The sequence below is a fragment of the Pseudohongiella sp. genome, assembly GCF_011050365.1.
Lineage (GTDB): Bacteria > Pseudomonadota > Gammaproteobacteria > Pseudomonadales > Pseudohongiellaceae > Pseudohongiella.
On sequence record NZ_DRFV01000006.1, the window covers coordinates 17,030 to 38,686 of the forward strand.

Sequence of the window (21,657 nt, forward strand, 5' to 3'; positions counted from 1 at the left end):
CATCCGGGAGATTCGGGTGGAGGGTAGCTCTACCAGAGGGCTGTCGGATATGGCCATCGATGTAGCCCGATTTGGCACACAGGTCCAGGTAATCGATGCTGAGGAGATTCAGACTGGCGGGTTTACAAACTTTGGCGAGCTGGCGTCAGGATTGATCCGAGGCGCCAATATTGGTTACTCACCGGACGAAGGCGAGTTCACCATACGAATTGATGGGGGCACCGACCGGGATACACTATTGCTGCTGGATGGCGTGCCAACCTTCGATCGGGGGACACCGCTGGAGACTATATGGGGTGCCACAGCCATTGATCCGCGCATGATCGAGAGTGTCGAGATCTTCCGGGGAGGTCAGAGTCTTTATTTCGGCGGTAACGGCGGCCTCGGTGTGGTCAATGCCATCTACAAGAAGCCGGAAGCCGGCGATGAAGCCAATGGCGAGATCGGTGTTTATGCGGGGGCTTTCAACACGCGCGAAATGTACGGCAATGTCACGATCCCGTTGGACAAGGCCGGTCGTCATTACCTGATGGTATTTGGTCGCTCCTACGAGACGGATGCTCACGAACTCTTCAGCGAAGAAGCCTACACCGACAACGTACTGGCATTGGGTGGAAAGCACGATTTTCCCTATAGCTACAACCTGGCTGGCGCCAAATATTTGTGGGCCATTGACGCTGAGACGGAACTGCGTGCGGGCTACCAGTTGGCCACTGTCGATTTCAGGGACTCTTTCCCGAACTCCACAATCTACCAGCCGAACTATACCGAGTTTCCGATTTTTAATGCAGAATTCAAGACCCGTTTTAATGACCGTTTCTCCTACGAGGCAGAGGCTTATTACACGGCTCCAAAGCTTTGGAACACCGAGCTGGATGCCCGTACCTGCAATATCCCCAGATTGGCCGATTTGCCCGCCGATGCGCAGGCGGCGGCCACTGCGCAGGGTATCAGCCGGTTCAATACCGCAGCTGAATTCGAAGCTTTCGCGGCCGGTCAACCGAACTTGCCTGCCGGATGTGTCACCAACCCTTATGGTAATCGTGCAGGAGCGGCGGTCGCAGCTGAGCAGGGTTATTACGTGGACGAGAATGGCAATCCCTACGGCACTGCTGATAACCCATTCCCCATCGGTGCGCCGATCGGTTATGTGATCCAGTCGACGGCTACTTACGGCAGTGGTGTTCCGACTAAAGGGTTCGGCGATCCTGATCAGTTTCGCGCCGGTTATGTGGACTACGGCTTTAACAACCGTCTAAAAATGACGTTGAATGAACAGATTGAGGGCGTAGTCGGTCTGCAGAGCATCAACTATCGTGATGACTCCGCTGTCGAGTACGGTATGAAAGACGACACGATTTCGACCACGGGCATTTACGCCGACTTGAGAGCCACCGCCTACTGGCTGGTGGAAACCAACTTCTCGCTGGCATTCCGTCAGGACTTCAATAACAAGTTCGAAGATCAGTCAATCTGGAAGTACGGCATCCGTCAGGAATTGCCGGGCGGTTTTTATCTACGATCCAACGGGGGTACGTCTTACAGTAACCCCACGCTGACCGAGGCCGGCATGCGCAGTAACACGGTCACCAATCCCAATCTGGAGCCTCAGAGTGTCGAAACGTACAGTTTCGGATTTGGCGTGAACGGTGATCTTGCACAGGGTACCTTCAACGTCGAGGTCAGTTATTTTGATACCAAAATTGATAACCTGTTTGGTTCTTCAGCAATCGAGAATGTCTGTATTAACTACCCTGATGTTTCCAGTGTAGACATCAATCCGAATATCGTCACGCCAACCGCCTTTTGTAATTTCGCGCTCGATAATGGCGTGCCGCGTGACTCGGTAGCTTTCTTTAATCGGCGTGCAGTGCAGGACATTGCGGGTATGTCTCTGGATATTTCCTATGATACAGACCAGTGGGGTGTGGATTTCACTTTCACGGATATGGAGTCTTTGGAACCTAATCCGATCTATGGCCAAAACGCCATGCTGGCCGGTACCGGGCAATCGCTAGACTTTGTTGTACCAGGTGCGGCAGGTTCCGAACGGTTCCGACAGTCCTCCGAGCGTCCGGAATGGTCGGCAGCGGCACTGGTGTCCTACACGCCCAGAGAAGACTGGATATTCTCGCTGAACCCTAAATGGCAGGGTCCTGAATATGCCTATGGCAACGGTCGCTCCAGCAGGCTGGTCGATGGCAATGGTAATCGCACCAACCCTGATCTGAACTTTGGTGACTACTTTGTACTTGATGGTTCCATTCAGCATTTCATGGGAGATGAAAATCAGCACAGATTCATGATAAGGGCCGTAAACATCCTGGACGAAGAATACTTCGAACGTGCCTCTGCCAGTGCTGATCAGCGGGTATCGCGCGCAGGCGTTCGTGGTGAGATTGGCGTCAATGATGCCGAATACTACTACCAGTATGGCTGGAATGGTAAACCGCGTTCTTTCTGGGTTCAGTATGAATATACGTTCTAATAAATGCAGGTCTGCGCTGTAGAAAATACCTTCAGCGATCCCTGTTGGAAATATGGATAACGATTTATTTATAGAGAGTTAGTGATATGAAAAGAGCAACTAGGAAAACAGCAGCAACAGCAGCGGCGATAGCCATGCTGCTAGGCGCCTCTCAGCTGGTGGCTGATGAATACAGTGGAGAACTACGGTGGTGGAAGGGCAATACCCACACTCACTCCTGGTGGAGCGACGGCGATGCCCCGCCGGAAGTGATCGCGGACTGGTACAAGAGTAACGGTTATGATTTCCTCGTGTTGAGTGATCACAATATCATGCAGCAGGGAGAGAAGTGGTATCCCATTGATGAGCCACCTCGCAAGCCAGAACAGGTCCGTGAAGCCTATGAGAGTTATGTGTCCCAATTTGGCGCCGACTGGGTTCAGGAGCGGCGAGTGGATGGCAAGCTGGAAGTACGCCTGAAGACTCTGGATGATTTCCGTACGCTGTTCGAGGAAGCGAATGAATTCATCTTCATCAAGGGCGAAGAGATTACCGATCGGTTCGAAGCCCATCCGATGCACATGAATGGTGTCAATCTGGTGGAACTTATTCTTCCCCAGGGCGGTACCAGTGTGGCTGATACCATCCAGAACAACCTGGATGCCGTCGTGGCACAGCAGGAGAAGTACCAGCAGCCCATGGTGGCACATCTTAACCACCCCAATTTCCATTATGCCCAGACAGCTGAGGATTTTTTCCAGATTGACCACAGACCCGGTGATGGTTTTTTCGAGATGTATAACGGCCATGCCGGCGTTGACAACCACGGGGACGAGCTACACATCAGTACTGAGCGCATGTGGGACATCGTGCTGTCCAAGCGGCTGGGTGAGTACGAGCGCAGTGTCATCTACGGTGTGGCCACTGATGATGCGCATGATCATATGTCCTGGGGCGAGGGCATGACCAATCCCGGCCGCGGCTGGATGATGGTTCGCTCCACGCATCTGACACCCAATGCGATCACAGCAGCTGTCAAGCGCGGTGACTTTTACAACAGCACCGGTGTAACACTTCGCACACTGACGATCACGGATGACTACATCGAGCTGGAGATCGAGCCGCAGGACAATGCGGAATATCGCATCGAGTTCATTGGTACGCGTCAGGAGGCGGATCTGGCACCCATCGAGAGATTCTCCGAACCTCATGAGCATCGTGGCAATCCTGATCATCACCATCAGACCATCCATCGCTACAGTGATGAGATCGGCGAAGTATTGGACAGCGTGGAAGGAACCCATGCGACCTACCAGGTGAGGGGCGATGAGCTGTATGTTCGGGCCCGTATCACTTCAACACGCCGGCATGTCAATCCGTTCGCGGTCGGTGATCTGGAGATGGCCTGGACACAGCCGCTGGTCGTCAAGGTCAATGACTCTCAGCGATAGGTAGTATGTGGGCAGTCCCCGGAGGGGACATTTGAGCACGGCCGCATATCGGCCGTGCTGCTTTTTTGTTACAGGTAAGCAGTCATGAAAAACACCGAACGAAACCATCTTCACCAGATTGACAACAGTGGTCTGGAACCGTTGAGCAATCACTCCCAAAACAGCAGCTTCCAGGACGTGTTATTACAACGGCAGATTGGCCGCAGGCAGTTTTTGTGCGGGGCGCTGGCTACTGCTGTATCCGCTTTCATGGCTCCCGCTTTTAGTGCTCTCGGGAAGAAGGAGCGTCTGGGCTTTGCCGCAATAGCTTCAGGGAAAGACGACACAATACACGTTCCCGAGGGTTATACGGCACGGCCTTTTGTGCCATGGGGCACCTGCCTTTACTCTGATCATGTCGGGGATGATGAAAGTCTCACGGCTGCTGATCAGGAGCAGCAGGTGGGCAGTCATCACGACGGCATGCATTTTTTCCCCATTGATGGCCGATCGGATGAAGGTTTACTGGTCATGAACCACGAGTATGTCGATCCGCCTAACTTCCACCCCGGCGGTCCCACCCTGGGTGAACATCGCCCGGCTGGCGAAGTGGCGCTGGAAATGGCCGCTCATGGTGTGTCGGTACTGCATGTGCTGCGTCAGTCTGATGGTGAATGGGTGTTGCAGCAGGACAGTCGGTATAACCGGCGCATTACGGGAACGACTCCGATGGAGTTTCGGGGAGCAGTGCGGGGCGCAGAGGGACTGAGAACCGCTTATAGTCCCGATGGCACAAAAGGACGTGGCACCCTTAATAACTGCTCGCATGGCGTGACTCCATGGGGAACCTATCTGTCCGCCGAGGAAAACTGGGCTGGTTATTTTGTCAACCATGACCAGCAATTGCCGCGCGAACACAGCCGTTACGGCTTGGGTACAGAAGCGAGCCGGTACCACTGGGAGGTTTCGGATGGCGGTGAAGACATCCATGGACGCTTTGATGTTTCTTCCCGGGGTTCGACGGCTACCGGGGATTTTCGAAATGAACCATCACAGTTCGGTTGGGTAGTGGAAATTGACCCCTTTGATCCGGGTCGTGAGCCGATTAAGCACACGGCACTTGGACGCATGGCACACGAAGGTGTGATTTTTGCCCCGGTGAAAGAAGGGCAGCCGCTGGTTTGTTATTGTGGTGATGATGCGCGCTACGAATATATCTACAAGTTCGTCTCCAGGCAGCCCTATCGGGCAGTCAGCGCGGGATCCCATCTTCTGGAAGACGGGGACCTGTATGTGGCGCGTTTTAACCCTGACGGCAGCGGTGAGTGGCTGCGACTGGATGCCAGTGACGCGGCTTTCCTCGCTCGGGCTAACATTGCGGGCGTTATGTTTGGTGATCAGGCGGACCTGCTGATAAATACGCGCCTTGCCGCTGACGTGGCCGGTGCCACAAAAATGGACCGGCCCGAGTGGGGTGCCATTGATCCGGATACGGGACATGTGTATTTCACATTGACCAACAATGTCGAGCGCACCGAAGCCGAGACCGACACGGCCAACCCGAGAGCCACTAATGTGAACGGGCATATCATAAGGTGGTTGGAGGCGGACGGCGATTTCGCCGCGCGTCACTTTGAGTGGGACATCTTCCTGCTGGGAGGGGAGACGGGCACCCAAACACCGGGTGAGAATTCCGTTACCCTGACAGAAGACAATCATTTTGCCAGTCCCGACGGGTTATGGTTCGATAGTCGCGGGATACTATGGATACAGACTGACATGAGCGGCAGCCAGCTCAGTGATGGGCCTTTTGGAAACAATCAGATGCTGGCGGCTGATCCGCTTACCGGCGATCTGCGTCGTTTCCTCGTCGGTCCGGTCGGCTGCGAGATCACCGGGGTGACGATGACGCCGGATCTTCGCACAATGTTTGTTAATGTCCAGCATCCTGGCGAAGGTAGCGGCCCGATCGACGTGAGTAGTCACTGGCCGGATGGCGGCACATCGCGGCCGCGCTCGGCAACGGTGGTGGTCACCCGGCAGGATGGCGGTGTCATTGGTAGCTGAGTACTGACAAATCCAGGATCCGGTTCCAAAGGTGTCGTTCCTGATGTAAGGACTCGCAGCACTTTGCGCCTGTTGTCTGAGTGGCAGAAGCTGATGGCCGATAGTGGATACTCGGCCATTGAGTTCAGAAGGCCCGGCGACGATAGCGACGATATTGCGGTAACCAGAAATTTTTCTCGATCGCTGCCTTCATCGCTTCTTCACTGCCCGCCAACGCAACTTCGTCAGCCTGGGCCTGCATGCCCACAGCAAAGGCAATGGCTTTACTCACCCGATGGATGTCCGTTAGCGCGGGCAACAGAGCGCCATTGCTGGTTTTGCTGACCGGTGCTTCGTTGGCAAGTGCGCGAGACGCTGCCATCAGCATATTGTCAGTCACCCGGCTCGCCTGGGCTGCTATAACTCCCAAGCCGATGCCTGGGAAGATATAGACGTTGTTGCACTGTGCGACAGGGTGTACCTGATCCCTGAACTGGACCGGCTCGAAGGGGCTGCCGGTGGCGACGATTGCCTGGCCATGGGTCCAGGCAAGAATGTCGGCCGGGGATGCTTCCGCGCGGGATGTCGGATTGGACAGGGGCATGATGATGGGGCGAGCGCAGGTCTTGTGCATCTGTTCGATGGCGTCGCGGGTGAACAACCCAGGTTGCCCGGACACGCCTATAAGTATGTGAGGGTGGTGGCGCTTTATGACTTCGAGCAGGGTTCCAGACCCTGGCACCTGGTGCTGCGGATCACTTCTTGCCAGGCGCGCCTGAAATTCGTGGAGGCCGGTCATGCCCGAGATCAGTAATCCATCGCGGTCAATCATGAATATCTGTGACCGCGCCTCAACCTCGGTCAACCCATCCTCTACCATGGCGCGAACAATATATTCAGCAATACCGCAGCCGGCTGAGCCCGCGCCAACAAAAACGAACCGTTGCTGGCTGATGCGCTCTTCCTTGGCCTGGCATGCTGCCAGAACCGTGGCCACACAGACGGCAGCAGTACCCTGAATGTCGTCGTTGAAACAACATACTTCATCCCGGTAGCGCTGCAGCAGTGGCATGGCATTGGACTGCGCGAAGTCTTCGAACTGTAGCAGAACTCTGGGCCATCGGCGCTTGATAGCCTCGATGAACTCCGCGACAAACTGATCGTACTGGCTCTGTGAAATTCTTTCATGACGCCAACCCATGTACATGGGGTCCTGAAGCAAAGTTTTGTTGTTGGTGCCAACATCAAGAACGATAGGTAATGTATAGGCTGGGCTGATGCCGCCGCATGCGGTGTACAGAGAGAGCTTGCCAATTGGTATGGCCATGCCGCCAATACCCTGATCTCCCAGCCCAAGAATGCGTTCTCCGTCTGTTACAACAATAACCTTGACCTTGTCTTTTGTTGCACTTCGCAGAATATCATCAAGACGGTCACGGTCAGGGTAGGAGACAAACAGGCCCCTGTGATTGCGATATATTTTTGAAAACTCCTCACACGCATCTCCGACAGTTGGCGTGTATATCGCGGGCAGCATTTTGGTAATATTTTGTTCCAGGATTTTGTAAAACAGTGTTTCGTTGTCATCCTGAAGAGATCGCAGGTAGATATGCCGATCCAGGTCGTCAGCGAGTTTACCATAGCCCTTATAAGCTCTTTCGGCTTGCTCTTCGATAGTTTCGACCCTGTTGGGTAGCAAGCCGGTAAGATTGAATTCTTGTCGCTCTTCATTCGTGAAAGCGCTTCCCTTGTTGAGCAGGGGCATGTCGAGAAGGGAAGGCCCGGCGTACGGGAGGTACAGGGAGCGATCGGTAGTTTTTGTCATGCGGTGTCTCTCTGGTATTACACTTGTTTATTTATGGATACAATCTTACGTAAGGGTCCTGTCCCGTTGCCAGGGACGGTACTAAAAGGCTGAGAGCTTCACGGCTAAAGCGAGCACTTCTGTAAACAACTGCAACGCCCGGAGACATTTCCTTTTGCGGACATGCAATTAACTATGATTTTGAGGCGACTGTTGTGTCCGTGAGCCACGAGGCGAAATCCGCCGCTACCACAGGCTTGCTGTACAGATACCCCTGGCCCTTGTCGCAGCCGAGTTGACGGACAATCTCTGCCTGGGCAAAGGTTTCTATGCCTTCGGCTACCGTGTCCATCCCCAGGCTGTGTGCCACCCGGATCGTGGCGTCAATCAAGATGCGATGATGAAGACTGGTATCCCCGTAGCGCACAAATGAGCGGTCGATCTTTACCGTGTCCACGGGTATCTGGTGAAGACTGGAGAGCGAGGAGTACCCGGTCCCGAAGTCGTCCAGTGCCAACGTCAAGCCAAGCGCCTTCAGCTCATGCAGTCGTGTTAACACCGATCCGCTCTGGGCTGCCAGGCTTTCGGTGACTTCCAGTTGCAGGCATGACGCAGGCATGCCGCTTGAGCGCAGTATTCCGTCCACTATGCCCGCCAGCCCCGGATGGCTGAGTTGTTCGCGTGACAGGTTTACCGCAAGTTTACGTGGCGCACGCGGCCCTAGCAGCGCCTGCCACGTCATGAACTGGCGGCACGCCGTGTCCAGCACGAATTCGCCGATTGCGTCGATCATGCCGCATTCCTCGGCGATGCCAATGAACTCTACCGGCGAAACAACGCCCCGAACCGGGTGTTGCCAGCGCACCAATGCCTCCATGCCGGCGCATGGGTCAATAGCGCCGTCGATATATTGCTCTCCCTGCAGTCCAACCACGGGCTGGTAAACAACAAAAAGCTGGTTTTTGGCCAGCGCAAGCTGGAGATCGTCCTCTACACTCCTGCGCTGCCGGGCACTTGCGCGCATCCCCGGTTCGAAAATCGCATAGCGAGAGTCGCCGGCCCGCTTTGCGTCTTCCATTGCGAGACTCGCATCCTGCAGCAGGTCGCTCGCATTGCCCGAGTCGCGGTTCTGCACAACGATGCCCATGCTGACGCTGCAATAAATCTTGTGCGGTCCTATTGCGTAGGGCCTTCCCAGCCGGTCAAGTATCCGCTGCGCGACGCCCGTCACGTTCTCCGGCACCAACAGATCATCGAGCATGACGGCAAACTCGTCGCCGCCGATACGCGCCGTCAGCGGCAGGCCGTCCATCACCTCTCCGTCTCGCCTGCGCGAGCGCAGCGTGGAGCCCAGGCGGCCGGCGATCAGGCTCAGAAGCTGGTTCCCTATGTTGTATCCAAGCGCATCATTGATGAGTTTGAAGCGGTTACAGCTAATGTACAGCAACGCACACCCATAACGGGTGTCTGTCGCGGGCCGGTCCAGCGCGGTCTGGAGCAGTTCGAGCGCCGCCACCCGGGTAGGCAGTCCGGTCAGTTTGTCGACGCGTTCGGCTTCACTGAGTTTTCTGGAGAGAACTTGCTGTTCGTGTTGTACCTCCAGTGTGACATCAACAAAGACTGCCAACAGCAGATCATCGACCAGCCTCAGCATGCTCAGCGAGAGGATTGGAGACGACGGGCTGGGGGCCGCTTCGGGGTGCAGTGAGATGCGCAGCGATTCGCAGATGATGCCACTGGCGGGGTCCGCATCAGCAGCCAGCTGGCGTAGCGTCGGCGCGCTGTCCTGCAGCAAGGTATACAGGTTGTCCAGGCTCCCGTCCTGCGAGAACGGCATCAGCAATTGCGCCGACTTCGGGTTGATCATTTCGATGTCGCCATCGAGCGAGGTCTGCACCAGGCCAATCGGCGCCCGATACATGAACTGGAGCAGGGACTCATAGGCGTCGTTGGATGTCGTCACGTTTTCGCGCCTTGGCCGGGACTGACGTCCCGCGCGAGTGGCATCAGTAATTGTGCCGGGACCGGGTTGATCATAGCAATCTCGCCATCGAGCGCCGTCCTCACAAACCCGACCGGTGCCATGTAGATGAGCCCAAGTAGTGCTTCGTGCTCATCGTTGATCGCCACGTGAGGGTGCATTTACTGGAGGCGGTTTACTAGCAGGTAGCGCAACGTCTTGCCAGGAGGGCCTGCCAGCAGTCGCAGTTTGACCTTCACAGGTTTCATGCGAAACGTAAGTACATAGTTGATAGTTTCATCCAGAGAGTCGCCGGTGGTCGCTGCATCTTCAAACCGCAGAGCGACCATGAAGTTGTTCATGCAGGGCGCGACTACGGTAAACAGGGGCTGGCCCAACACACGCTGCGGAGACAGCCCGGCAAGCCTGGCTTCAAGAGCGTTGTACCGGCGAACTATCGTTTCCGCATCGAAACCGATGACCCCGAAATCGAGCTCATCAAGCTCACTCTCGCTGAGTGAGTCGATCCTGTCAAATATGGCATCATCTGTGAATCCAAGGTGCATAGCGGCGTTCGTGACTGTGGTTCCGGTTAATTGAACTGGCTGTTGAATGCGATCTGTGAATCCCCGGGTAACCGGCACACGGTGCGCATCGACAACTCCAGTCTTTTCAAAGACTATTATTAGAATTCATTGTACGCTTGCCAACATCGAAGTGCCAGACCTGGTACTGAAGCGACCGGAATGAAATGCGGTGTTCAGCGTCACCCGGAGCGCATTTCCATGCCTGACCAGTCTACCTGGCTGACGGTCAATGAACCGGCAATCCGGGGAGAAATTTCAGTTATCAATTGTGGTGGGATTTCAGTCGATATCCATGAAAACGTGCTTCTGGCTGCCAAAGGGCGATAGTCACGGTTCGCCAGGGCCCGGGGCCCAGGATGGTTTGTAGCTTCTTGCTCCGGCCGTGAGCGGTTTCCACAAGGGCGCCCCGGCGTCACACCAAGCAGCGGCTTTTTGTCTGAAACTAGCCCTATGGCTACTTGCGACAACTCTGTGGATCTGGTCAGATTAGTCCTGACTTCCACCTAAACTGACGCTAAAACGTAGGTGGCCAACCCATGCGGATTGTACCCGTAGGGCGGTAGCGTGACTGGCGCCCTGGTTTTCACCCGCGAAGAGCCCGTTTGGCAGGCCCGTTACACTCCTGCTTGAACGCGTAGGCCACGGCCATTAAGCAAACGTATTATCAGTCGGTTGTGGCCATCGGGCTGAGCTAGAATACGCCTGACTTCATCTAACGATAGCACCACTATCAGAACCGGCGTGCGCTCACCTATTTGACGATATTGCCAGAGGTTTGGGTTTTGGTTTCCTGGGACAGGGAGGATTTTATGCTCGAATTGAGGCCCAATTGCGAATGCTGTGACAAGGATTTGCCGCCGGACTCCCTTGAGGCTGTTATCTGCACATTTGAATGCACATTTTGTAAATCCTGTGCGTCTGGCGTTTTGGCCAATCAGTGTCCCAACTGCGGCGGCAGTTTTTCGCCCCGTCCCATTCGCCCGGTATCACTGCTAGGTAAATATCCAGCGTCAACCCATCGTGTGGTCAAGGCCGGTGGTTGCAGTGCCAAGTCTTAACCACTCGCATCAGTGCGCGGTGGATGGCTGCCGGACGCCACTGTACTCAGCTTTATGTGCCCATAACTGCACTGCCAGCACTGAATATCAGGAACACTAACGATGAGGATCACGCTCAGGGATTACGAATCTAGCGATGCACCGCGGTTGGTAGAACTTGCAAACAACGAAAATGTGTCGCAATTCCTGATTTATACATTCCCCTATCCCTACACCATGGAGGATGCCAATTGGTGGATCAGCGTTGGATCACATGACAACGGTACGATAACCAAAGCTATTGAGTACGATGGTGCCTTCATCGGAACTGTCGGAATCACGCCTCAGGTTGGCTGGAAAAGTCATACGGCAGAGATTGGTTACTGGCTTGGTGAAGATTTCTGGGGGCGTGGCATCGCCACCGAGGCATTAAAGCTTATGACAGAACACGCATTCTCAGAGGGTGTGAGGGGAAAGCTATTCGCGCCAGTACTGGCACCTAATCGAGCATCAGCGCGCGTTCTCGAGAAGAATGGCTATCTCCTGGAGGGCGTGCTTAAAAATGAAGTCATTAAAAATGGGCAGATGTTTGACATACTGCATTACGCCAAGCTGCGCACATAACAATCAGTTGCAAACCGACATCGGGTATTGCAGACCTTCCATGCTCTTCGATGGCGCTCAAAAAATCGCAAAATTCGCTCGATACCAGCTGTGGCTGGACTGGACGTTAGGTAGCTAAATATGGATTCAATCTCAGCTGCACAATGCAACATGCGTGATGCCTACTACGGTGGAGCCCCTGGCATTGTCTCCTCAGGAAGTGCGTGGCTGTTAGCTGCGATAGTTGCAGCCTTGGTATCGGAGCGGGCAGGTGTTATCACTCTGGTACTGGCGGGGATGTTCATTTTCCCTGTGTCGGTTGTACTTTGCAGATTGATTGGGTGTACCGGAAAGCACAGCAAGGACAATCCTCTCGCTCCGCTTGCCATGGAGGGAACTATCTGGATGCTTCTGTCTATCCCCATAGCAATAGCTGCTGCTATGTTTAGGGTCGAGTGGTTTTTCCCGGCGATGCTTTTAGTAATTGCTGGCCGTTATCTCACTTTTTCCACTTTGTACGGGATGCGTATTTTCTGGATCTTCGGAGCAACATTGGTGGCCTCTGGGCTGTGGCTGATTTATTTGCAAGCGCCCGTGTTTCTGGGTGCATTGACTGGTGCATTAGTTGAGTACATATTCGGTGTTGTAATATTCGTGACTTATAAGGCATCGCAAACTAAACAAGCGCTCAACTCGCAGGGTGCGTCTGCCGGGACGCCGCGAGACGGCGCCTGTTAGCGTGGCGTTATGTATCGTGAGCGCTGCTATCGATAGAGGTGTCATTGGTTTTGCGTTGACGTGCCAATCGGCGAGGTTAAATGATTATCAGGCGAGTGGGACATCGTTACTTTGACTCTGAGTCGAGAGTAACTCTGGATTGCTGGTTTCCCCGTGACAACGAAATAGCGGCCCGGAGCTGTTTGTCTCAAAAGTATGGGCTCATTCAGAGTGATTCTGTCGAGATCAATATTGGTAACCTTTCCGACGCGCCGACAACCACCGAGGAGGCATACCTTCGTTTACATTTGCTGTCGGAATGTGTGGTAGGGCCAAATGAACTGAACCTGGAAGGTATCTTCTCCCTTTTAACCAATGTCGCGTGGACTTCGGCTGGGCCAGTTCTGCGTTTACACTCCCAGATGGTAGCGTGGTGTCCGCGCGTACTTTATCCGGCAAACCGGGCTTGTTGTTTCGGCGCAATAGCCAATCCGGAGCGGTGGAGGTGAAGCCCACCGACTCAGCTCGTTGGGGCGGTATAAACTCCACACTGCATAACAATGATTGAGCAAATGCATAACAAAACAATTAAAAATTTTACTTTTAGCGCTGGATTCGCCAATGCTTGCCTTTGTTTGCAGCGTTAGGCGTTCAGAGGGAATAGATGAAGATCAATTTTAGCTGGCCAACCTGGGTAAAGATCGGAATATTGGTGGCAGTGCTCATAACTGCGCCGTACTTCATTCCTTTCGCATTGGAGTTCGTCATAGTAGCGGACCTTATGGGGTTGGAGGCACTCGTTGTTTTCCTGGCAGCTAGTGGAAAATACTGGTGGCGTGCCATTTCACTTAGGTTATCGGCTTTGGCGCAAAACCTCGCCGAGACTGCGGCGCTAGTGGCTGAACTGTATCTGTTCAAGCCCCGGGTAGTGTTATTGCACGCAACGGTTAGCGGGTTGTGCCTGATTCTGGCTAGTTCAGTGATTCTCTGTTTAGCGGTGTGGATTCCCCCGATGATCTTGAGTGCGCAGCTTGTCTCTTGACCACACGTACGCTCGTTGACGTGCGTGCCTGCGTCCTTCTTTCGCTGGCCTCGTTCTCTTGTGTCCGTTTATCGAGAGGCTTGAATCAGTGCGGCTCAGACAGGCGGAGCTGATTCCAGGTTTGACCGGGAACGGCAAGTGTTATGTATAATCAAGCATGGACAATATTCTAAGAAAACTCACAGGCTACACATTCGCGCTGAGAGATGCGCTAGAGCGCACAAATGAATCGAGCGAGCGGCCGAAAATCACCAGGCATCTGGCCGCGGCAGCCGAAATGTATGCACTTCTCTATATGCATCAAACCAGTGAGGCAATAGCTCACATTGTGGAAGCAGAGAACCGAGTCCATGGTTGGTCAAATCTATCCGGTGACAATGGAGAAAAAGTCGCCAAAAAATGGGCAGAGTTTATCGATGTGGCAGGAATCGAGCTTTGAAACAGATAAGCGGGGAGAAGAGGCGGCCCTTTTTGTTACAGCCCGTATGACGAAAGACCCTTTACGGAGTCAAACCAGTGATCAATTCAATCAGATAGCTGGTTGAATTGATCACTGGTCGTGGCGCCAACAGGCACTGCAGCGAATACGTTACAAACGCTGGATTTGAGAGCTCACCGATGTAATAACCACCTCACTCCTCGCCTTGTTCTTCTGCAACGCCAAGCCAGTCTACACGCATACCGCGCACCTGCTCGCTGACATCGTCATCAACTTCAATCTCGTGGTCGCCGCGCACCGGATTCAGTGTCACCGGTACGGTTTTCAGCAGGCCATCGCGAAACAGCGAGAACTCAACCTCATCGCCGGGGCTGTAGCGCCGGAGCAGGGCATTCAGGTTGCTGCCAATGCGGGCCCCATCCAGTGCCATCAGTTCGTCGCCGGCATTGATACCGGCGCGCCATGCTGCGCCATTGAGACGGGGAGAAAACACCACCGGGGGATTGCCGCGCAGCGAGACATCCAGCGACACCTGCACCGGGTCTTCGCTGGTATCTTCACGATCCAGCCTCCAGCCTATTGATTGCAGTGCCTCGGTCAGCGGCAATGGTTGGGTGTCGTATACCCAGCCGTCCAGTTGTTCGGCGAGCGCGTCACCACCGGCAGCTGCCAGGCGCTCGCGGAAATCGGCATAAGTAAAACCGCCGCCGCCCAGCGGAAAGTCGTCATACAGCGACGTCATGACGGTATCCAGGCTGCGGTCGCCGTCACTCGTGCGGCGGATTTCCAGATCCAGCACCAGCCCCAGCAGTCCGCCCTGACTGTAAAACGACACCGTTCGGTTGGGTTTGTCCGGCGCCCGGTCGGCGCCGCGGTGAAAGCCTTTGGTCCAGGCCTCGAGGCTGGCACGGGCCAACGTGTCCTGGTTGTAGCCGGGGGCATCCACCACACTGCTGATGGCATCGGCAAGCTGATCACGGTAATCATCCACGGGGACCAGGCCTGCACGAACAGGTAGCAATTGATCGTAATAGCTGGTCAGGCCCTCTGCGACCCAGAGTAGTTCCGTGTAATTGATGTTCTGGTAGTCATATCGGTCGATCGCTGCCGGCCGGAAGCGCTTGACGTTCCAGGTGTGGAAAAATTCATGGGCCATGAGCCCCAGAAAACTCTGCCAGCGTTCGTCGTCCCAGAACGCGCGCGGGTCGGTATGGACGAGCGTGCTGTTGTAATATTCCGTACCCCCACCCAGGCCGTCGCCGCTGTGCAGCATGAAGAGGTAATAATCCGTCGGCAGGCCCGTGTTTGAGGCGGCGAATACCTCAGCAGTGGCGGTCACGAGAGCACTCATGTCATTGGCCAGACGCTCTTCATCGCCATCCCAGATGCCGTGAATCAGAAAATCGACAGTCATGCCAGCCGCTTCAAAAGTGACCAGGTCGAAGGTTCCTGCTTCAATCGGTGAGTCCACCAGACGGTCATAATGTGGCGCCACAAAGCGACCCGGATCCGGTTGTTCCATGCCGCTGGCTGCCTGCCAGTCAGCCGGCAGAGCGATGGAGACTTCTATGGGCTGGCCGCGAAACTCGTCAGCATAAACAAACACAGCGGCCGGATTGAGAAATGCGTGATCAGCATCGACGTGGCGAGTGCGGTCGGTCAGGCTGTTTGCATATACGCGGTAGCGAACCACAACGTCGCCTGCGCCCGAATCGGGCCTGGTTACCCGCCAGGAAGACTTTGCGGTCTGCTCGAAAGCCAGGGCCTCGCCATTTTCATCACTTACCTCCATGCCGGAAACAGTGCCAACGAAGTCCAGCACCAGATAAAGACCGGAGCGCCAGACGGGCAGGTGAAAATCCAGCGTGTCTCCCGTTGCGTCGCTGAATCGTGCTTCGATGGTGACCTGTTGCATGGCGCGCTCTGACAGGTCGACCCGGTAGCTGGTTTCAGCGGCGTTCGCTGCCCAGCTCAGGCAAATCAGTACTGCCGACAACAGGGCTGCTGTCAGGGTATGGCGGCCCGGGCCGACATGTGCTTGCTTAACTCTCATAAACTATCCTCCACAGTACATGAAGGATAACCGAAAACCTGCTCTTGATACACGGTCCCATTGTCAGTGCGCACTCAATGCCGACGTTGGTATCAGGTTGAACCGAGTGCTTTCCAGCAAGGTTGTTTAGCCACGGATGTAACAATTTTCCGCAATCGGACACAGTTGTTGCTGCACCGCGGACGAAAAGCGCTATAGATTCAGGTGCCCTGTCTTGACATAAATCAGAGCGCCATCGTCTTTTGTGAAAGGTTGATGCTGACTTAGATGGGGGCTGCGCAACCAGGAGCCTTTGGGATAACTGCCGTACTCATCGTGAAAGGTGCCTTCGATGACAAAAATCTCCTCACCGCCCCAATGTCGATGGCTGCTGAATTGCGTATTGGGTGCCCACCTGACCAGTGCAACGTGCTCACCTTCAAATTCATGCAATGGCATGACTGTCAGCCCAGCAACAAGACCCTGATGCCATGGTTCCTTATCAGTGTTAATCACTTTCTGCTCTTTGTCTGCTGCGCTGAACTGGTGCAACTTGACAAAAATTGTCGCGCCATCTTTGCCGATTTTGGGTGTGTGTGACGTCCCGATGGGGTTGCGTACATAGCTTCCTTCCGGATAGTCCTGATGTTCATCCGAGAAAACGCCTTGCAGCACAAAAAACTCTTCACCTCCTGAATGATGGTGCGCCGAGAATTCACTGAATGGAGCGTACCTCACAATTGATGTGGCTCTGGCAATCTCATCCCCGATTCTATCAAGCATCATGCGCTCCACATTGGGCATTGGGGAGTCGACCCACCGGTAGTCTTCTGGTCGAATCACGATACGCTGATCAAAATCAGCGTTTATACAGGTCGTCATGTATGTGCCTCAGAGATGAACATTTCATAAATACAGAATAGTACACAGAGCAGAATCTACTTGAGCAGTGTCATCTGCTGAACCCGCTTCATGGTCCGGTCGGAAGTGGTGCCCATGGCAGTAGCTGTGCCGTTAGCATCATCGCCTTAAATGGTTGCGGACATTTGATACCGCGCTAAGTGGGCAGGCTCGGAAATCCCGTCCAGAGCATGGGCGCAGCCGGATTCTACTCCTTTAACAGGGCGATGAACAACGTAATCAAGGCGGTCAGATCGAGCAATTCCGGTCTCTTGATGGTACTGTTAATTGAGGGCTGGGTTTTACAGCCAAGTCATCAAGAGATGTATTTTCCGATATAAAACCAAAGCCCTCGGTAATGGTGCAGAACTGCATTACCCGGATGCACCGAAGGAGATAATCTATGTTGCTCAAATTTTACAGTGAGGAGTCGGCCGGTTTTGTCATGCTTGATAGTGCCGCCGATCAATTGCTTACCATGATGGGCCAAGGTGGCAGCAAGAAAGGGGCCGTCAGTGGTGAAACGCTGACCGCTGCACTGGATCGCCTGACTTCAGCAATTGCGCACGAGCAGGACAAACCGGCCAGCGATAACCCTGATGAAAAAGCAGGATATGACGACCGGGATGATGAGGACAGTGATGAGCCGGAAGATGTGCCCCTGTCAGCTCGTGCCGCACCGCTGATCGCAATGCTACGGCGAGCCAGCGATGCCGACGGCTACGTGATGTGGCGTCCGGAGTGACGCTGGCACTGGTTGAAGACACCCTGTTTGGTCATGACAGGTCTGAGCGTATACCTGAGACGGGCCAGCTGTGCGAACCAAACATAACTGCCAGCTAGAAACGGAGGCAAACTCACCCGCTGGCGGGTGGTTCGCCTCGCTCACTTTTACCAAAAGTGACGCCATTGCATTGAACCCTTTAAGCAGAGTATTTATATGTTTCCCGGTTGCAAAATTTGCGTAAAGGAACCAGCCTTAAGAAAAGGAAAAAAAGATGGGAATCTCACAATCGCAACTATTGCTGTTATCAAGCCTGGCCATTTTATCGGCCTTGAATACAGCCGAAGCAGACCAAAATTCAGATTCGGGGATCTATGTTAGTGGGAGTTTAGGTCAGAACTGGATCCAGTCCGGTATTCCGGAAGAAAGTACAACAATTCTTAAAGCAGCAGTCGGATGGCAATTCAATCCCAATATTGGCGTTGAACTAAGCTACAACGACTTCGGTGAATTTCCCGGTCCTACACCGGTCTTTTCCAACTTTGACCTTACGGGTGTTGCAGTTGCAGCGATCGGGTATCTCCCCATTTCAGAAAGTGTCGCCCTCTTTGCTAAAGCGGGGCAGGTCTGGTGGTCTGCGGATTCCTCATTTTTCTTTTTTGGTAGAAACTCTGGAATTAACCAAACCGGAACTTTAAGTTTCAGTGAGTCAGACACTATGTTGGGTATTGGCGCAAGTTATGAACTGACCCAACAGTTGGAGCTCGATCTGGAGTACAACTACTACAAATTCAATTTTTCCGATTATCCAAATTTTACCAATAAGAACTCAGCTATAGTTTTATCCTTGAAGCGGGAGTTGTAGGTATTAAAAAAGCAGCCAAATCAGGCGCTTTGGCAGTGAGAAATTGCTTAAAGATAACGAAGGACGACATTCCGTGTTCGAGCGTTTTCGGAGTAGATGCTTCGAATAAACCGGGGGAAGGGTGATTTTTTGCTTTCTGTACTCCGGCCTGTTTGAGTGCTCAAAATTTGCTAGTGTGAAATTCTTGACTACTATACTATTTTACTTCATCGTCTCTATTTATCATTTTACGAAGCACTTGTTGATCGAAAACCGTTGCCAGCCATTAACGTAACAAGAAAAAAGCCAGGGACAGAGTGCGTTGTATGAATCATAAAGTCAGGCAAGCCATAGCGGATCTATTTGAACTTGCTGCCAGCACCAGCAGCAACAAGTGGCTTGCCCTGGTATTGGATGAGTCGCTTGAGCCAGTCATACATACACCTGCCGACAAAGCAGAAATCATATCCTATCTGCAAGCTGCCGGAGAACTGATCGACAGGAGATCGAGAGAGCTTATCAAGGTTGAATTACAGGAGACTGTAGCCGTATTGAACGGCGAGACCTCCCGATCCACCTTCAAGGTAGCCAGGACGCTTAGAATTGTTAATTTATTCAATGGTAAGGGAGACCATCAGGGGCTAATGGTTGCGCTTAGCGTTACGCCGGAACAGACCGATGATCTGAAAGATGACGCGCTGCCGCGCATTGCCCAACTGGCAGAACAGTTTATCTCCGCCGGTGTGTTGGAAGATCAAAGCCAGCAAGCGATCGAACATAGCTTCAATATCAACCGCGCAATCCTTAACACCCTCTATGATGCGGTTGTCATGACGGATCTTGAAGGGCGTATTCAAAGTGTGAACCCTGCATTGGTAAACATGTTCGGGTACCCTGAAAACGAATTGATCGGTGAATCCATCACCAGGCTCATGCCGCCGGAAGTCGCACACCATCACTCTGGCTACATGCATGCCTATGCTGAAGGGAAAACGCCAGGAAAAATCATGGGCAATATGCGCGCAGTACAGGGTCTCAAGGCGGACGGCACGCGCTTTACCCTGCAGATTGCCGTTACAGAAGCCCGTGTCGGGTCTGAGCGCTTGCTAGTCGCGGCATTGCAGGACATTACAGAAAGCGAAGAAATCAGACTGGACCTGAAGCGCTTCCGCATGACACTCGACAGTACGCTGGATTGTGTTTTTATGTTTGATGCTCAGACACTCCGGTTTTTCTATGTGAATCAAGGCGCGGTTGACCAGCTTGGCTACACCCCCACCGAGCTTCTTGAACTACACCCTTACGATGTGAAGCCGCTCTATAGCGAATCCGAATTCAGACAGATGATAGCGCCTCTGCTGAATGGTGAGATCCGCCGGTTGAATTTTCAGACAGTTCACCGCCACAAAAACGGCCACGACTTGCCAGTGGATGTCGCCATACAGTACGTCAAAATGGAGAACGAGCCCGCCCGCTTTATTGCCATTGTCAGGGATATAACGCAACAGCAGCAGTACAAGGAAGAGATCGAGCACCTGGCATACTTCGATCCGCTGACCAACCTGCCCAATCGCAGTCAAATAGCCCTAACACTGGAGAGATGCCTGCACAAATGCGCAGAGAGCGGCTATTTTGGCGCCTTGATGTTGACCGACCTGGACGATTTCAAGACCATAAACGATACACTTGGTCATCGCGATGGTGATCAATTGTTGGTTGAAATCTCTGACCGATTTGCCAACGTCCTGGGAGACCGTCATTCGATCTCAAGATTGGGCGGTGATGAATTCCTGGTGGTTATCAATACCTGTCACCGGGACTACAACGCAGCGTTTGAACAAGTCAGTCACATGGCTGAGCAACTTCTGGCAGCGGCTGCGCTGCCCACCGCCACTCTGGGCGAGGCCCCGTCCATATCGACGAGTCTCGGCTTCGTGCTGTTCAACGATGATTCCATCAGCGCCAGCGAGTTGATGAGAATGGCCGATATTGCGATGTACGACGCCAAAAAGAAGGGGAAAAATCATGTCAGTCTTTTTGACAACATCATGCAAAAAGAGCTGGTTGAAGAGCATCAGCTCACTGCAGACCTGAAAAGGGCCCTGGCGGCAGAAAATGAAATCGTCCCGTGGTTCCAGCCCAAGGTGGATCGGGACGGCCGGTTTATCGGATTTGAAGCACTGGCCCGGTGGCACCATCCGGAACGCGGACTACTCAACCCCATCAGTTTTATCGGACTGGCGGAAAAGAAGAACCTGATCGTGCCACTGAGCGATCAGATACTGATAAAAACCTGCCGGCAAATGAGTCGCTGGCGCGAGCAGTTCTCCATCGAAGACTGGACCGTGTCGGTGAATATCAGCCAGAGCCAGTTGGCGATGTGTAATTTCCCCGACAAAATAGCCAGGGCGCTGGCTGAAACCGGGCTGCCAGCATCGGCATTGATGCTTGAAGTGACGGAAAGTGTCATTGCAGAAAGTATAGAGGCCAGTGTTCAGCAAATGGGTCGACTTCGGTCCATGGGTGTACGTTTTTCCCTGGACGACTTCGGTACCGGGTATTCATCTTTATCCTACATTCGACAGCTTCCGATTGATGAACTGAAAATAGACAGAAGTTTTGTGAACACGTTATTGAGCGACCCGGAAACCCATTCGATAGTAAAAGTCATTCTGTCATTGGCAGACGCGCTGAAACTGGATGTTATCGCGGAGGGCATCGAACACGAAGAGCAGTGGCAGGTCCTGCAAGGTCTGGGTTGCTCAGGATTCCAGGGCTACTTTTTCAGCCACCCCCAGCCACCCGAAGTCATCCTCGAAAAGCTGCAGTCCAGCTACCAGTCTGCTTCTGCCGATTGACGATATAGCGTCTATCCTGGATAACGTCTCCCTGATGACCAAAGTCACAGCACTTACGATGGTTTCGATGCGGCACTGGTCGTCCATACACCCTTGATATTCGTTTTAAGGCCCTTTACCCTATTATTAAGGCTGATGACATACTGACTTTTATATCAGCCTTGGCA

Annotated in this window: 16 protein-coding genes and 1 pseudogene; 12 read left to right on the forward strand and 5 right to left on the reverse strand. The window is 53.6% G+C overall.

Annotation, left to right across the window (positions count from 1 at the left end; genetic code table 11):
• Positions 1–49: 49 nt before the first annotated feature.
• The 3 genes from ENH71_RS04305 to ENH71_RS04315 all read left to right on the forward strand — a co-directional run bounded on the left by ENH71_RS04305 (position 50) and on the right by ENH71_RS04315 (position 5,964).
• A complete protein-coding gene (locus ENH71_RS04305) occupies positions 50–2,488 on the forward strand; it encodes a TonB-dependent receptor plug domain-containing protein (protein WP_294131942.1) in 2,439 nt (812 codons plus the stop codon).
• Positions 2,489–2,574: 86 nt separating this feature from the next.
• Positions 2,575–3,918, forward strand: a complete 1,344-nt coding sequence (locus tag ENH71_RS04310; RefSeq protein WP_294131943.1) for a CehA/McbA family metallohydrolase domain-containing protein — start codon at positions 2,575–2,577, stop codon at positions 3,916–3,918.
• Between the two features lie 84 nt (positions 3,919–4,002).
• Entirely contained in the window at positions 4,003–5,964 is a 1,962-nt protein-coding gene (locus ENH71_RS04315) for a PhoX family protein (RefSeq protein WP_294131945.1), read from the forward strand.
• Positions 5,965–6,088: 124 nt separating this feature from the next.
• On the opposite strand, the gene ENH71_RS04320 is transcribed toward ENH71_RS04315, so the two are convergent.
• From ENH71_RS04320 to ENH71_RS04335, 3 genes are all read right to left on the reverse strand, one after another.
• Positions 6,089–7,768: an NAD-dependent malic enzyme gene (locus ENH71_RS04320; protein WP_294131946.1), complete on the reverse strand. Its 1,680-nt coding sequence runs from the start codon at positions 7,766–7,768 to the stop codon at positions 6,089–6,091.
• A 172-nt stretch (positions 7,769–7,940) separates the two neighbouring features.
• Positions 7,941–9,710 carry a putative bifunctional diguanylate cyclase/phosphodiesterase gene (locus ENH71_RS04325; protein ID WP_294131947.1) on the reverse strand — a complete coding sequence of 590 codons (1,770 nt, stop codon included), beginning with the start codon at positions 9,708–9,710 and terminating at the stop codon, positions 7,941–7,943.
• A 179-nt stretch (positions 9,711–9,889) separates the two neighbouring features.
• Complete coding sequence (locus ENH71_RS04335) at positions 9,890–10,273, reverse strand: PAS domain-containing protein (protein WP_294131949.1); 384 nt, start codon at positions 10,271–10,273, stop codon at positions 9,890–9,892.
• Between the two features lie 830 nt (positions 10,274–11,103).
• Here ENH71_RS04335 and ENH71_RS04340 point away from each other — a divergent pair.
• The 6 genes and pseudogenes from ENH71_RS04340 (at position 11,104) to ENH71_RS04365 (ending at position 14,132) form a co-directional block, all read left to right on the forward strand.
• Entirely contained in the window at positions 11,104–11,352 is a 249-nt protein-coding gene (locus ENH71_RS04340; protein ID WP_294131951.1) for a DUF1272 domain-containing protein, read from the forward strand.
• A gap of 102 nt (positions 11,353–11,454) precedes the next feature.
• Complete coding sequence (locus ENH71_RS04345) at positions 11,455–11,955, forward strand: GNAT family N-acetyltransferase (protein WP_294131953.1); 501 nt, start codon at positions 11,455–11,457, stop codon at positions 11,953–11,955.
• A 120-nt stretch (positions 11,956–12,075) separates the two neighbouring features.
• Entirely contained in the window at positions 12,076–12,672 is a 597-nt protein-coding gene (locus ENH71_RS04350; protein ID WP_294131955.1) for a DUF7010 family protein, read from the forward strand.
• Positions 12,673–12,926: 254 nt separating this feature from the next.
• Positions 12,927–13,055 (forward strand): annotated as a pseudogene (locus ENH71_RS16060) (2,3,4,5-tetrahydropyridine-2,6-dicarboxylate N-succinyltransferase); the annotation flags it as partial.
• A gap of 260 nt (positions 13,056–13,315) precedes the next feature.
• A complete protein-coding gene (locus ENH71_RS04360) occupies positions 13,316–13,693 on the forward strand; it encodes a hypothetical protein (RefSeq protein WP_294131957.1) in 378 nt (125 codons plus the stop codon).
• A gap of 157 nt (positions 13,694–13,850) precedes the next feature.
• The gene (locus ENH71_RS04365; protein ID WP_294131958.1) at positions 13,851–14,132 is read left to right on the forward strand and encodes a hypothetical protein; all 282 of its coding nucleotides are present in this window, start codon (positions 13,851–13,853) and stop codon (positions 14,130–14,132) included.
• A gap of 193 nt (positions 14,133–14,325) precedes the next feature.
• Here ENH71_RS04365 and ENH71_RS04370 read toward each other — a convergent pair whose 3' ends face one another.
• Positions 14,326–16,185 (reverse strand): M61 family metallopeptidase, encoded by a 1,860-nt coding sequence (locus ENH71_RS04370; RefSeq protein ID WP_294131960.1) that lies wholly within the window; start codon positions 16,183–16,185, stop codon positions 14,326–14,328.
• Between the two features lie 192 nt (positions 16,186–16,377).
• The gene (locus tag ENH71_RS04375) at positions 16,378–17,046 is read right to left on the reverse strand and encodes a cupin domain-containing protein (protein ID WP_294131962.1); all 669 of its coding nucleotides are present in this window, start codon (positions 17,044–17,046) and stop codon (positions 16,378–16,380) included.
• Between the two features lie 421 nt (positions 17,047–17,467).
• On the opposite strand from ENH71_RS04375, the gene ENH71_RS04380 reads away from it, so the two are divergent.
• From ENH71_RS04380 to ENH71_RS04390, 3 genes are all read left to right on the forward strand, one after another.
• On the forward strand, positions 17,468–17,809 hold the full coding sequence (locus ENH71_RS04380; RefSeq protein WP_294131964.1) for a DUF1840 family protein: 342 nt from the start codon (positions 17,468–17,470) through the stop codon (positions 17,807–17,809).
• Positions 17,810–18,062: 253 nt separating this feature from the next.
• Positions 18,063–18,653, forward strand: a complete 591-nt coding sequence (locus ENH71_RS04385; RefSeq protein WP_294131966.1) for an outer membrane beta-barrel protein — start codon at positions 18,063–18,065, stop codon at positions 18,651–18,653.
• Positions 18,654–18,958: 305 nt separating this feature from the next.
• Positions 18,959–21,490, forward strand: coding sequence for a putative bifunctional diguanylate cyclase/phosphodiesterase (locus ENH71_RS04390; protein ID WP_294131968.1), 2,532 nt, complete (start codon positions 18,959–18,961; stop codon positions 21,488–21,490).
• The last annotated feature ends 167 nt before the right edge of the window (positions 21,491–21,657 follow it).